At 39.0% G+C, this 13,673-nt stretch carries 11 protein-coding genes; 7 read left to right on the plus strand and 4 right to left on the minus strand.

The genetic code is table 11. The features are described 5' to 3' along the window. The first annotated feature begins 81 nt into the window (after positions 1-81). Positions 82-2,649: an excinuclease ABC subunit UvrA gene (uvrA, locus tag PX700_RS15610; protein ID WP_479521198.1), complete on the plus strand. Its 2,568-nt coding sequence runs from the start codon at positions 82-84 to the stop codon at positions 2,647-2,649. Between the two features lie 221 nt (positions 2,650-2,870). Here the strand turns inward: uvrA and PX700_RS15615 are convergent, their stop codons facing one another. After that, positions 2,871-3,461: a 3'-5' exonuclease gene (locus tag PX700_RS15615; RefSeq protein WP_479521199.1), complete on the minus strand. Its 591-nt coding sequence runs from the start codon at positions 3,459-3,461 to the stop codon at positions 2,871-2,873. A 457-nt stretch (positions 3,462-3,918) separates the two neighbouring features. After that, the gene (locus PX700_RS15620) at positions 3,919-4,815 is read right to left on the minus strand and encodes a haloalkane dehalogenase (protein WP_479521200.1); all 897 of its coding nucleotides are present in this window, start codon (positions 4,813-4,815) and stop codon (positions 3,919-3,921) included. 108 nt (positions 4,816-4,923) lie between these two features. On the opposite strand from PX700_RS15620, the gene PX700_RS15625 reads away from it, so the two are divergent. The 6 genes from PX700_RS15625 to PX700_RS15650 all read left to right on the plus strand — a co-directional run bounded on the left by PX700_RS15625 (position 4,924) and on the right by PX700_RS15650 (position 10,380). Further along, positions 4,924-5,436, plus strand: coding sequence for a MarR family winged helix-turn-helix transcriptional regulator (locus PX700_RS15625; RefSeq protein WP_479521201.1), 513 nt, complete (start codon positions 4,924-4,926; stop codon positions 5,434-5,436). A gap of 274 nt (positions 5,437-5,710) precedes the next feature. Then, positions 5,711-6,778 (plus strand): hypothetical protein, encoded by a 1,068-nt coding sequence (locus PX700_RS15630; RefSeq protein ID WP_479521202.1) that lies wholly within the window; start codon positions 5,711-5,713, stop codon positions 6,776-6,778. 54 nt (positions 6,779-6,832) lie between these two features. Then, complete coding sequence (locus PX700_RS15635) at positions 6,833-7,669, plus strand: TonB-dependent receptor (RefSeq protein ID WP_479521203.1); 837 nt, start codon at positions 6,833-6,835, stop codon at positions 7,667-7,669. 67 nt (positions 7,670-7,736) lie between these two features. Beyond that, positions 7,737-8,522 (plus strand): ETEC_3214 domain-containing protein, encoded by a 786-nt coding sequence (locus PX700_RS15640; protein WP_479521204.1) that lies wholly within the window; start codon positions 7,737-7,739, stop codon positions 8,520-8,522. Positions 8,523-8,531: 9 nt separating this feature from the next. Beyond that, positions 8,532-9,830 carry a transglycosylase SLT domain-containing protein gene (locus PX700_RS15645; protein WP_479521205.1) on the plus strand — a complete coding sequence of 433 codons (1,299 nt, stop codon included), beginning with the start codon at positions 8,532-8,534 and terminating at the stop codon, positions 9,828-9,830. Next, positions 9,820-10,380 carry a hypothetical protein gene (locus tag PX700_RS15650; RefSeq protein ID WP_479521206.1) on the plus strand — a complete coding sequence of 187 codons (561 nt, stop codon included), beginning with the start codon at positions 9,820-9,822 and terminating at the stop codon, positions 10,378-10,380. The genes PX700_RS15645 and PX700_RS15650 overlap by 11 nt, the downstream gene beginning before the upstream one ends. A gap of 62 nt (positions 10,381-10,442) precedes the next feature. Here PX700_RS15650 and PX700_RS15655 read toward each other — a convergent pair whose 3' ends face one another. Continuing rightward, positions 10,443-11,060, minus strand: a complete 618-nt coding sequence (locus tag PX700_RS15655; RefSeq protein ID WP_479521207.1) for a LysE family translocator — start codon at positions 11,058-11,060, stop codon at positions 10,443-10,445. Positions 11,061-11,132: 72 nt separating this feature from the next. Beyond that, positions 11,133-13,595 carry a S9 family peptidase gene (locus PX700_RS15660; protein ID WP_479521208.1) on the minus strand — a complete coding sequence of 821 codons (2,463 nt, stop codon included), beginning with the start codon at positions 13,593-13,595 and terminating at the stop codon, positions 11,133-11,135. Positions 13,596-13,673 lie beyond the last annotated feature (78 nt).

Consider the following 13,673-nt stretch of genomic DNA (forward strand, 5'->3'; position numbering starts at 1 on the left):
GCGCATTCAGTGAGACGACTGTAAGGTTTATACCTTGAAAGGCTCGCGTAATCATAAGGTTATTAAACAGGAGTAAACTACATGCCAACCACACCTAAAAGTCCCCAAGCGGTTAATAATGAACAATCGGCTTTATTAAACCCTGAGCACAGCATTCAAGTAAGAGGCGCACGTGTTCATAACTTAAAAGATGTGGATGTAGATCTCCCCCGTAATTCACTTGTTGTTTTTACCGGCATATCGGGTTCGGGTAAATCATCGCTAGCTTTTGGTACATTATTTGCCGAATCGCAGCACCGATATCTTGATTCGGTATCGCCCTATGCACGCAGATTAATAGATCAAGTAGATGAGCCCGATGTTGATTCAATTGAAGGCCTACCACCTGCGGTTGCACTGCAACAACAGCGTGGTGTGCCGTCGGTACGCTCATCTGTGGGTAGTGTAACTACTATTTCTAACGCGCTACGTATGTTGTACTCGCGAGCAGGTGAATACCCAAAAGGCCAAGGTATACTTTATGCCGATGCATTTTCGCCTAATACTCCGCAAGGCGCGTGCCCAGAATGCCACGGTATTGGCCGTGTGTTTAACGTAACCGAAGAGCTGCTAGTGCCCGACCCCAGTAAATCAATTAGAGAACGCGCAATAGCTGCGTGGCCGCCAGCATGGCAAGGTAAAAATTTAAGCCGTATACTTACCTCCCTTGGTTATGACATAGACACGCCTTGGAACAAACTTTCTAAAAAAACGCGCGATTGGATTTTATTTACCGACGATACGCCTACGGTGCCGGTATTTCCTGAGTACACACTTGAGCAAACACAAGCGGCTATTAAAAATGAAGAAAGCCCTAGCTACATGGGTACATTCTCGAGCGCTAAACGTTTTGTTTTACAATCGTTTGCGAGCACTCAAAGCCCACGTACTAAAAAGCGCGTGTCGCAGTATATGCAAATATCACCGTGCCCACAGTGCAATGGCAAAAAGCTGAAAAAAGAGTCGCTGTCGGTTAAATTTGCTGGGCTTGATATTGGCGAAATCTCGCAATTAACGCTAAGCGAATTGGCTCAAACACTTAGTATTGCGGCTAATAAAAAGCCTAAAAATAACGCTGCTAACCCAGAAAAAGCCATAGTAGCAAAGCGTATAGCCAGCGACATTCTTAAACGGGTTGAAGCACTTACCAAACTTGGCTTAGGGTATTTATCGCTTGAGCGTACCACTCCTTCTTTATCGCCTGGTGAATTACAGCGCCTAAGGCTTGCTACGCAAATTCGCTCAAAACTATTTGGTGTGGTTTATGTGTTAGATGAACCTTCGGCGGGTTTACACCCAGCAGATACACAAGCGTTGTTAGCCGCTTTAGATGAGCTAATAGCAGCGGGTAACTCAGTATTTGTGGTTGAGCACGACGTAAGTGTTATTCGCCACGCCGATTGGGTGGTTGATGTAGGCCCAAATGCGGGCACTCACGGCGGTAATATTGTTTATAGCGGCCCCGTTGAAGGCTTGCAAAAAGTGACCAGCTCGCACACTAGCCAATACCTTTTTAAAAATGATGAAAAGCTTTTAAGCCAAAGTAACAAACAACAACGCAGCGCAAAAGCATGGTTAAAGCTTAGCGGTATTGAGCGTAATAATTTACAAAAACTCGATGTTGAATTTCCGCTAGGTGTTATTACAAGCGTTACGGGCGTGTCTGGCTCTGGTAAATCGAGTTTAGTAAGCCAAGCTTTAGTTGAGCTGGTATACGATGCACTTGGGCAAAAATCAATGCCGCAAATACCTACAGACGAAGCCGAACTGCTCGACCAAGAGCTCGATATAACAACAGAGGGTAAAATTACTCAAGGCATTGAGCATATAAAACGCCTAATAACGGTTGATCAAAAAGCCATTGGACGTACACCTCGCTCTAACCTGGCAACTTACACGGGGTTATTCGATCATGTTCGTAAATTGTTTGCGAACACAAGCGAGGCAAAAGCACGTAAGTTCGATGCAGGTCGTTTTTCGTTTAACGTAAAAAAAGGTCGCTGCGAAAACTGCGAAGGTGTTGGTTTTGTAAGCGTAGAGCTTTTATTTTTACCTAGTGTTTATTCGCCTTGCCCTGTGTGTAACGGTAAACGCTATAACGAAAAAACACTTGAGGTTACTTACAAAGATAAAACCATTGCCGATGTGCTTAATTTAACAGTTGAGTCGGCGCATACATTTTTTGCCGATGAACCCGCTATTTTACGTGCGCTAAATGCGTTGCTGCAAGTGGGTCTTGGTTACTTACGTTTGGGGCAACCAGCTACAGAATTCTCGGGCGGCGAAGCGCAGCGCATTAAACTTGCCACAGAGTTACAGCGCACACAACGCGGCGATACCCTCTATATTTTAGATGAACCAACCACAGGCCTACATCCTAAAGATGTGGCCATGTTAATGGCGCAATTAAATGGGCTCGTTGATGCCGGCAACACCGTTATTATGGTTGAGCACGATATGCAAGTAGCCAGTAATAGTGATTGGGTTATTGATATAGGGCCTGGTGCGGGCGATGAAGGCGGGTTAATAGTGGCGCAAGGTAAACCTACCGATGTGGCTCAATCTAAAATAAGCAAAACCGCGTCTTTTTTGTTAACTAACGAGCCATAAGTTAAAAGCTTTTAAATACCCAATTAGTTATTAGTGTTAAAAATAACTATAACTCAGCGCAATAAAGTAAAGTGTTTTAACGATATAACTTTTATAAATATAGCTGTATGTCATATATCCATAATGATTTTTAAGGGGTATACGGCATATAGTTTATGCAACAGTAGCAACTCTAAAAATGATACCGCTGGTGTTTTATTAAATATATAAACCCGCTCTCCTTATGAATCACTATCTTTTTCTATTTCAAGTTCGATTAGCAAAGCTGAGTGAGCATCGTTTGCGGCGTACATTTTTTGGTGATCTTTTAAAGGAAAAACAGACCAGTTTGAACGCTGTGCACCTTTAGATAATCGCTGATTAAAAAACATTGCCACAGCAGCCCTTGCGCCAACACGCTGCGTTACTTGAGCAAAATGCATGACTTTAGAGGATAATTCGATTGTATTTTCTAATCTAATTCCAAATTTTCTAAAAATAATTTTTTTGTCTTCTTTTAATCCAAAACCCACTTTTTTGATTGTTGGATCAGACAATACACCTTCGATAGCGGCAAAGTTTTCAAAAAATTTAGTTGGAAATAAATACGCTTTTGTTTTTGTAGAAAGCTGAATAAGGTGAGGTCCATCACTTATTTCACCTTTTTTAAAACAAGGCTTACTTTCAGTATCAAACCCTAAAACTGAATGCTTTTTTAGCTCTTCTATCGCGCTTATCGCGTCTGACTCTTGCGTCACTACAATTATATTATCTAGGCTTAAACCATCGTACATCGGTAAAAATTGAACCTGCTCATTTGTTAACCTTTCCATTTGTTATTCCTTTTAAAACAGTTAGAACCTAGCTTAAGTCTACTGTTAATTTAGCACCAAAATTAAACTCAGGAGTTCGCTTTTATGTTTGCATCACTGTTTGTTATCTCGTTTACTTACAAGTAAACATTTGATAAAAAGGTTACCATATTCATCTAATTTATATGGTGCTTTGTTTTTTTGCTCAACCTCCTAAGGCCTATAGACCTTAGTAGGTTGAAATTCGTTCTATTTAGAGGCAATTTAATCGCGCCGTGAGGTGTGTAATCCAGTGGGCAGCACAGAGTAAATTACCCCTATGGCAGATTCAATGGCAGTACATATTTATGGGAAACAACCACACTGTATAGGCTACATAGGCTCTGTCTTTCCTAAAAAACCAACACGTCACTGCTCGCTCAACCTCAAAAGATAAACATGCCTAATAACACCTTACTTTTAGGCGCTCGTTTATGTGTTAAGCATTTTTTACAGCTAGCCAGTCTGCTATAGCTTCCCCTATTTCATGTGGAGAGTCTTCTTGTATATAGTGAATACCGCCAACAGTAACTTCGGTTAGGTTTGGCCATGTGCGTACAAAGTCTCTTGCGTAACCAGTTAAAAAAGCACCTGGTTCTGCATTAATAAATAGCTTTGGAATATCATGAGAGCTGGCTAAATAACTCGCATAGCTTTTTACTAAAGCGACAGTATCGGCAGGCTCTCCGGCAATGGGAAGTTGGCGAGGCCCCGCTAAAATTGCGCGGCGATCTTCCCCTGCATTGATAAAAGGTCTGCGATATTCATCGTGTTCTTTTTGCGTTAACTGGCGCGTAATAGTCGCGGGCAATATGGTTTCAATAAAAAAGTTATCATCAAGCACCATTTTTTCGCCTTCCGCTGAGCGCAGAGTACCAATCGGACCATGTAGCTCTTTAGGAAAATCGTCCCACGTTGGAAAATCGGTCACGATTGCTTCCATAAAGGCAATGGCTTTTACAGCGTCGCGATGTGTATTTGCCCAGTTAAAGCCAACGCCTGAACCCCAATCGTGCAGTACTAAAGTAACATTATTGTTTACGCCGAGCGCATCTAAAAGTGCAAATGTGTACTTACTATTTTCAGCTAATGAGTAACTTCCCTCATGGGTATTGTCTAGCTTTTGTGAATCACCCAATCCAATCATGTCGATAGCAATTAAACGCCCTTGTCCTTGCATATACGGCATAATATTTCGCCAAAGGTAGCTAGATGTAGGGTTACCATGTAAAAATACGATTGGATCGCCTTCGCCCTCATCTATATAAGCCATTTTTTTATCTAATACAGTTTTAAACTTTTTTGCATAACGTAATGTTTCTGAATCGTTTTTCATCAAATTTTCCACTTTTTTTAATTGGTATACATGACTGAGTCACACAATAAGCGAGCGCACTTAACTTGTCACTATATTTATATGATCGAATCACATACAATTGAATTTATGAAAAATGAAAAATACATAGCAAATTTAATAGGCACCTTCGCGACCTCTGTAGCTACTGATATAGAAAAACAGATTGCTGAATTAGGCGGGCGAAGCTTAAGCCACGAATCAGCACTGGTCACTATTTACAATCACCCAAATGAAACCATTGATGTACTAAGCAAGGTTTTAGGCTTAACGCACTCTGGTGCGGTTAGATTAGTAAATACGCTTGAAAAAGAAGAGCTTGTAGAAAGGCGTAAGTCGGTAAAGGATGCTCGCTCTGTTGTTTTATACATAACTGATAAAGGAAGCCAAAGGGTTGAGCTAGTACTAAACAGCCGAGAAACAGCCACGTCTAAAATACTAAATAACTTTAATAATGAACAAAAAAAAAGCTTTTTAAGTTTGATAGAAATAGCACTTAGCAGCCTAACAAGCGAGCAGATAGAAGCGCGTAAAATATGTAAACTATGTAACGAAGGTGTATGTAGAAAGCGCGGTTGCCCAGTAGAAAATGCTATTAAATAAAATACATCCCACTTAAGAATTTATCCAATAAATTAAAAAATGACAGCAGCCACTTTAGTCGTTTTTCTTGCTTGAAATTAGGTAAATATGGATTCGATTATAGTTATAAAATTCATGTATCTTTTTAAATTGTAAAGATATCCCCCCCTTATACCTTTTTTAAAGTAAGAAAAAAGAATTGTTTTAAGGGGGTTTCCTAGCTGTAAGGTTGACCCGCTTAGTTACAAGTGTTAAAAAGCAAATGTGAACACTAACTTAATAAAGGAATAATTGGATGATAAAGGGAATAAAAATCGCTTTAGTATCAAGTGTAATGCTCTCTGGCTGTGTAGTTACTGAAACTATTAATGGAGGTATTGCTAGTTTAAATAACTCTTTCACAACTGCTGAATTACCTATTACATATACAGAAGCGGCTAAAGAAAGCGGCACTGAGAAAATGAAGCGTCTTGCAGTTATTTCAAATAACAGTAACGCAACTACAGGTATAATTGAAACAAACCTTTCAAATATTCGTGTGAGTGGCCAACCTTACTTTACCTTTGTCGATAAAGCTTCTCTTAGTAAAATTATAGAACAGCAACGTTTTAATGAAAGTGATATCAGTAACTCAAAAAACAGAACCCGCCTAGGTAAACTTACAGGCGCAGATACACTTATCACTGCTGACTACACTGCAGATGTAGATACCTCCACTTACTACGAAAAAGATAGTGAATGTATACAAAAAGGTGATAAATGGTACAAGTGTGAAAAATCTAGAGAAATAACCATTAAGTGCTCAGAAAAAATTGCGAAAGTAAATTTTACGCCTAAGGCTGTATCTGTAGAAACAGGGCAAATTGTTTTTACTAAACAATATTCACGCCTAACAAGTAGTAAAGTATGTAAAGGTGACGACCCTCATCCATCTGATTCTGTGTTACAAGGCAGAGCACTTGCCGCTGTAATAGAAGAATTAAAACAAGATGTTGCACCACACCAAGTAACTAAAAATATAAAGTTAATGGAATCTGATGATTCAGATTTAACCGATAAAGCAGAAGAGTTATTAGACCTCGCTGTTGAATTTGCAGAAAAAGACATGCCTGATAACGCCTGTAAAATCTTTGCAAAAGCTCAAAGTCACTATTCAGAATCATTAGCTATAAACTATAACAATGGTGTGTGCGCAGAAAGAGCAAATGATTTCGAATTAGCAAAAGCGTATTATGAAAAAGCGAGCAACTTAACATTAGACGTTGACGAACTTAAGTTTGTTATTGAAGGCCAAACAAGGCTTATTGAGCGTGAATCTGATAACGCAAAGCTGACTTTAGCAACAACTTCAAACCGTTTGTAATTTAAGTTAAGGCCTACCACTTTTGTGTTAGGCCTTATTGCTATTGGTAAAACTATGACTACTAGAATATCCTCACTACTATTAACGGCAATAGCGTTAAGCCCTTTTCTTACTAATGCAGCATCACATTGTAGTTGCAGTTCATACTATTCAAAAAATACCCAACCTAAGTGGGTAGGAATCGATATTGTTGATGATGAAAAATTAGCTAGTTCAGGCTCCTCACAATGCTCTGGTTTAAAAACAATTGATGAACGTCGGTCAGCTAAAAATGCTCGTGAAGAGCTCGCAAAATTACTAAACACTGATATTTCAGTGAAAGAAATAATTAAAAACACCTCATCAAGCACAGTAAGCCATTCCGATTACAAATCGGTAATTGAGTCTCAAACCAATCAGCTATTAAAAAGCGCAAAAGTATATGATCGTTATGTAGACCCTATTAACTGTACTGTATATGCAGCTATTTCAATTAGTAAAGCCCATCTTGAAGAAGGCCAACAAGAAAAAATAAAACAACAACAAGCGATGCTAGGCGCAAAAAATAGTTGCTTAAAAGTAACGGGCGAAAATAGCTCTCAACTTACAGAGTTATTAACTGAGCAACTTTTACAGCATGGATATAAATTAACAAACTCGGCTTGCGAAGTGACCTATTTAGTTAAAAACTCGATAATAAAAGCACAAAGTAAACTTGTGATTACACAGTTAAAACTTCAAATAGATACACAAAGCAAAAAGTCTATTTGGCAACAACGTTTTGAAGGAAAAGGTTTGAGCTACTCTAAACGCTCAAAAACCGAGCTAACTCATTTAGCAAATCAAGACAGCACAACTAATTTAATAAATAGCATTGTAAAGTTAAAAAATACTGCAATCGATTCTTATTAGCGATTATGTTAAGCCATGTTTTAAACAATTATATTTAACACTGATAAACTATATTTTAAGGATGAAAATGTCTGTAGGAAATAACTTAGAGCCTGAGGCTAACACTGAAGAAAATAAATCTTTGTTAGCTAAATTGAAAGGTTACTTTATTTTACTTATGGTTACTTTAATGGGTCTTGGAAATTGGGCCGATAGTAAAGCACTCATAATTGAAGGGTACGACGGATTCGTTACTCACTTTACGAACCAAATCGAAGAAAAAAAGATTACTGCGCTAGATATTGGCAACTATTTACCTTACGCTGAAAAAAAAATAGGTATTCCGCAAGTAATTAAAACATCATCTTTGAATGCTGATTACGAATATAGGTATTACAAAAATACGAAATATTTACTCACACTTATTAATAAAAATACTCGTATAGTTGGCATCGCTGTACACAGCTTAAAATACGATAAAGCTATGGTACCGGAGTTTACCCCCTTAATTCCTTTTAATAAAAAAATGCTCCGAGTTAATAGTCTAAGCGATGTTATAAAATCAAGTAACGAATTTTATTTTGATTCTCATAATATTAAATATTATATGCAGTCAAAGCAGTTAAATGCTCAAGGTATGTTTTTGAACCTTAGCGTTGGCTTTAGTAACTACGCACCATTACTTGATGAAACGCAAAAAGCTTTATTTAAACTTGATGAGTTAATGCTTACTCAAGACGATGAAAAAACCTTAGCTAAAACAACCGAGATACTTGCTAACACTGCGGCTACATTTTATGCAGTTTCTGAGCTATCTAGTGAATACATCTCTGATTCATTACTGACCAAGTATGAATTTAACGCTTATTTTTAAGGATAAAAAATGCGTCACACTTTATTATTTTTTGCTTTATTTAGTGCTTACAGCGGGGCTACAACGCCGACGTTTGAAGAATTTAAAAAACAGCAACTTGTAAAACAGACCACTTTTAAAAACGATCATCAGTTGGAATATCAAGCATTTAGACAAGCATATCTCGAGGAATACGATAAATTTAGAGATGGATTATTGCAAAACTGGTCAAAACCAATACAAAGTTCATTATTAGAGCGCGTTGAATATAGTGCGGATAAAAAAACACGTATTATTATTGATGAACAAAATTCGACAGTGACTGTACAAACACTTGAAGACTCAAATGAAGCAGGGCTAAAAGAAAGTTCTCAAGAAGAATTATTAGCAACAAATCAACTGTTAAATAATGTTAAATTATCGCCAGTTCTAACTGATATTTTTAAGAGCCCTAGCTTACTCGATAAAGCAGTAAAAACAGCAAAAGTTGATATAAAAGCACAGCCAGACGAACATGAAAGTGAAGTCGCGTTAATTAATGAAATTACTTCTCAACATGAGCAATCATTGAGTAGTTTAGATAAAAACGAGCAATTACCTAAAGCACAAATTGATACCCAAAAAGAGCAACTTACCAAAGAAAAAAAACAACGTATTAGTAAGTTAAACAATGTACTTAAAAAAACAAAAAATCAAAACCTTACCTACAAACGCATTAAGTCGCATACTTTCGCTTTACCCGATACTTATCTACAAAAAAAAGTAGCACCTTTTGTTACTTATTACAGCCAATTTTCTAAAGACCAATTATCTTTACTATTAGCTATTTCACATGCTGAGTCGTCATTTGATCCTAATGCAAAATCGCATATTCCAGCGTTTGGATTAATGCAAATAGTGCCAAATTCAGCAGGCTTAGATGTTGCTCGCAGACAATTTAAAAAAGATATAGCCCCAACAGCTAAAGAGTTATTCGACCCGAAAACTAATATAACTTACGGTGCCGGATACTTAGATATTTTAACTACCCGATATTTGCGCAAAATTAATAATCCTATAAGCCGAAGATATTGTGCCATTGCAGCTTATAATACTGGCGCTGGTAATGTAGCCAAGGCATTTAACTTAAATAAAAGTACGAATATAAATAAAGCGGTAGTCTTAATAAACCAATTAGATAGCGAAGGTGTGTACGCGCAACTTGTAAATAATTTACCGTACGACGAAACAAAAAAATACTTACAAAAGGTAAGTAAATTAGATATTCAATATCAAAAAAACTTAGAACAATGGAACCTAAACAATAAGGAAGTAAATCATGCGAAATAAACTTTTAATATTGGCAGTTGCTGGAGTTATTACAGCATGTGGTACAACGCCACAACAGTCTCAACCTCTTGCTGAAAACGATTCTGTTCCAAGCTGGGTTTTACAACCTGCAGCACCCGAGGGCGGTTTGGCTTCATCTAGCTGTGTAGTGTGGACGGGAAATATGGCTGCAAGTAGAGCACAAGCTATTGCCAATGCACGTGCCGATCTAGCAACTCAAATTAGTGCTAAAGCGCAAGTAATGGATACACTAATAAACAAACAAACTCAACAGCAAGACTCAACGACGACTAATTCATCATTTACTCAAATAAGTAAACAGGTAGCTGAGCAAAGTTTAGTAGGAGCTATTGCTAAAGAAATTGGTTTTGCTCGCTTAGATGGAAAGAAACAGTTATGTGCGCTTGTAACTATGGAAAATACTAAGCCTTTATTTGATAAATTAATCGAAACGTCAGGAAAGAATTTAAGCCCTAATGATGAAGATATGCTTTATCGTGAGTTCAGATTAAAAACAACATCTGATGAGCTTAAAGCGCTAGATAAATAAGTGTTTCATAACAACCCTAATATAAGTTAGGGTTGTTATATTAATTAAAAAACTACAGTAAATTACCCCAGTATCAACCACATACCTACTAAAGCCATTAAGCTGCCCGCTATTCGATTCATCCATTTAATATTATCGCCACGGGCTAAAAATAAACGTAGGCTTTTGCCACCTGTTGCATAAGCCAACATGCTTAAAAATTCGGTGGTCATTATTACGCCAAGCAATACTAAAAGCTGATGAGCGACTGCATGCTCAACACTAATAAACGGCGGTAATAGTGAGATCATAAACGCCCACCCTTTAGGGTTTGCAATGGCGGTTACAAAACCTTGCGTAAATAACGACTTCCTACTTACGTCACTTGGCTTTGAGGTATCGACCGACATTTTTCCTTTGGCTCGCCACATATTAAAGCCAATATAAATTAAGTATGCACCGCCAACCCATTTTAAAATAGCGAACGCATCTGGGTAATTTAGCATGATGCTTGCAACGCCTAATACCGCAGCTATGGCAACACTTGCGACGCCTAGCAGCTCGCCTATCATCATCCATAATGTACGGCGCACGCCAATACTCATACCGAGTGTCATGGCGAGCGTCATACACATACCTGGGGTGATAGACACAAAAAAGAAGGTAGGAATAAAAACCGCAAGTGCTGCTACATCAATCATTAATTTACTCTTATATAAAAAGCAAAAACGCGGCTAAAAGTTAGCCGCGCTATTGCTTACTCATGTTTATTACTATTGCCCAGTACTTACCACGGGTTCAGTAATGACCTCTTCTGGCTCTGCTGTATCATTTAACAAATACTTATCTAACCATTGTTCTTGTTCCCACAATACATGTAATAAGCTTTTACGTGCGCGGTAACCATGTGCTTCATAAGGGAGCATGACTAAACGTACGTCTTTACCAAGCCCTTTAAGTGCAGCGTACATGCGCTCACTTTGCATTGGGAAAGTTCCCGAATTAGGATCCTCTTGACCGTGGATCATCAGCATTGGCTCGTTAATTTTTTCAGCATGGAAAAACGGCGACATATTAGCGTACACGCTTTGTGCTTGCCAAAAATCACGCTCTTCTCCTTGAAAACCAAACGGCGTTAATGTGCGGTTATACGCGCCGCTGCGGGCAATACCCGTTTTAAATAAATCAGTGTGAGCCAACAAGTTAGCAACCATAAATGCACCGTATGAGTGCCCTGCTATGGCTATTTTATTTTTATCAGCAATGCCTTTTTTAACTAATACATCAACAGCGGCTTGCGCGCTTGATACTAACTGCTTTCTAAAATTATCGTTTGGCTCGCTGCCATCAATACCTACAATTGGCATTTTAGGGTCGTCAAACACGGCAATCCCTTTGGCAAGGTAAGGCATTGGGCCCCAATAGCCAATGTAGGTAAATGCATAAGGCGATTCGCGTACTTGCGATGCTACGGCTTTATCTTTGTATTCAAGTGGGTAAGCCCACATAAGTACAGGTAACGGGCCTTGTGTTTTATCGTACCCTGGTGGTAAATAAAGCGTGCCCGAAAGCTCAACACCGTCGTCACGTTTATAACGCAATTGCTCTTTTGTTACGCCTTTAAATGCAGGGTACGGGTGAGCAAATGTAGTTAGTTGTGTTAGCGTGTCGTTGCCTAAATCGCGTATAAAAAAGTTAGGTTGCTCAGTTTTAGATTCACGAATAGTAATAAATCGCTCACCTTCGTCGTCAAGCAGTGCACGTACACGTTCGTAATACGGCGCTTCTGATTGCCATAATCGCTTGCTGCTATTTGTTTTAACATCGTATTGATCTAAAAAAGGCACATTGCCTTGCTCTGATGCGCCATTACCACGCAGGTAAATATAACGCCCACCTACAATTTTAATAACGTTTGCGCCTAAATCGTTGCGCTCGTAAATTGCATTACCAGGGTCTTTATACGCATCGTTATAACTACGCTCTGAAAATAAAACGCGGTTTCTGTCGGCATCTCGTGGTTGCACTATGTAAGTACGAACTTGGCGATCGCTAAAGCGCCAGTCTGTCAGCATGGCTACGTTTTCGTTGCCCCACTCAATACCAGAATAACGGCGTTCTACTTTGGCAAATAATTTAGGCTCGCGTTTAAAGGGTGCACGTAAGCTGTAAACATAATCATGATGCTCAACGTAGGTTTTCATGTCGCCGCCATCTTGCGCCTCGGCCCAAATAACCTCAGCGCCTTGATCGGCTCGCCATTCAAAATCGCGGCGGCCAGTGCGAACACTGTCATAACCTTGCGGAATGTTATCGGCAAGTGGCTGTTTTGCCAGCTCTGCTAATGCATAGCCGCGCATGCCCCATATTTGCCATGTGCTTGCAAATCGACTGTAAGGCACTTGATACGAAAACGGTTCATTAATACCGGCAACTAAAATATTGGTAGAATCAGGTGACACCGAAAACGATTTAAATAAAGAAGGACTACCTATTGCTTGTGTATTGCCATCAAGTGTTACGTAAGCTAATTGCCCTTGGCCGTAAAACTTAAATTGCGCTTCATCAAACGGGCTGGTTAATAAATTTTGGTAAGTACGTGCTGGTGCTTTTTCGCCAGTACTTTGTTGAATAACTGGCATTACACTTTGGCTGTTATTTTCAAGCCTAGGCTTGCCAAAATTAACAGCGAGGTTTGCAACTATGGCGCTGCTATCTGGTAGCCATTTATAAGGTGATGATGTTAATACCGAATTTAATGCAGCGCTTGAAAGCTCTTTTGCTTGTTTGGTTTCAACGCTGTAAAGCCATAAGTTGGCTTGGGTTGGTTGCTCAACAACAAAGGCTAAATATTTACTATTAGATGACCATTTAGGCGAGCGAATAATGCCATTAGGCAGGTTATTAATGCTAATAACCGTGCCGCTTTGCACGTGCTTTAGCTCCACCGCACTAAATTTGGCACTCACACGAGAGCGCGAAAAATTAGCGGGGTTTAGCTTAATACCCGCAAGCTTAAGCTCTTCTTTTGCAAGTTCATCAAGGGTTACTATGCGTTTGCGTTCAAATAGCGCTAGCCACTGGCCGTCGCTCGATAAGTAACTAGTGGGTGCTAACTTAGCATCAACTAAAGCGGCAAGCTCAGGTGACGGGGTTTGATACCCTTGCTCTGCGTAACTTGTTGGCACTAATGCCGCACAACAAATAAAGGCAACTAACAGCCTAAAAGCGCTCATGTTTTTATCCTTTTGTTATTTTTTACTCTTATAGACGTATATAAACACGTTTTGCTTTGTTCATAAAGTATTAAGGTA

The sequence above is a fragment of the Pseudoalteromonas sp. TP27 genome, assembly GCF_056470645.1.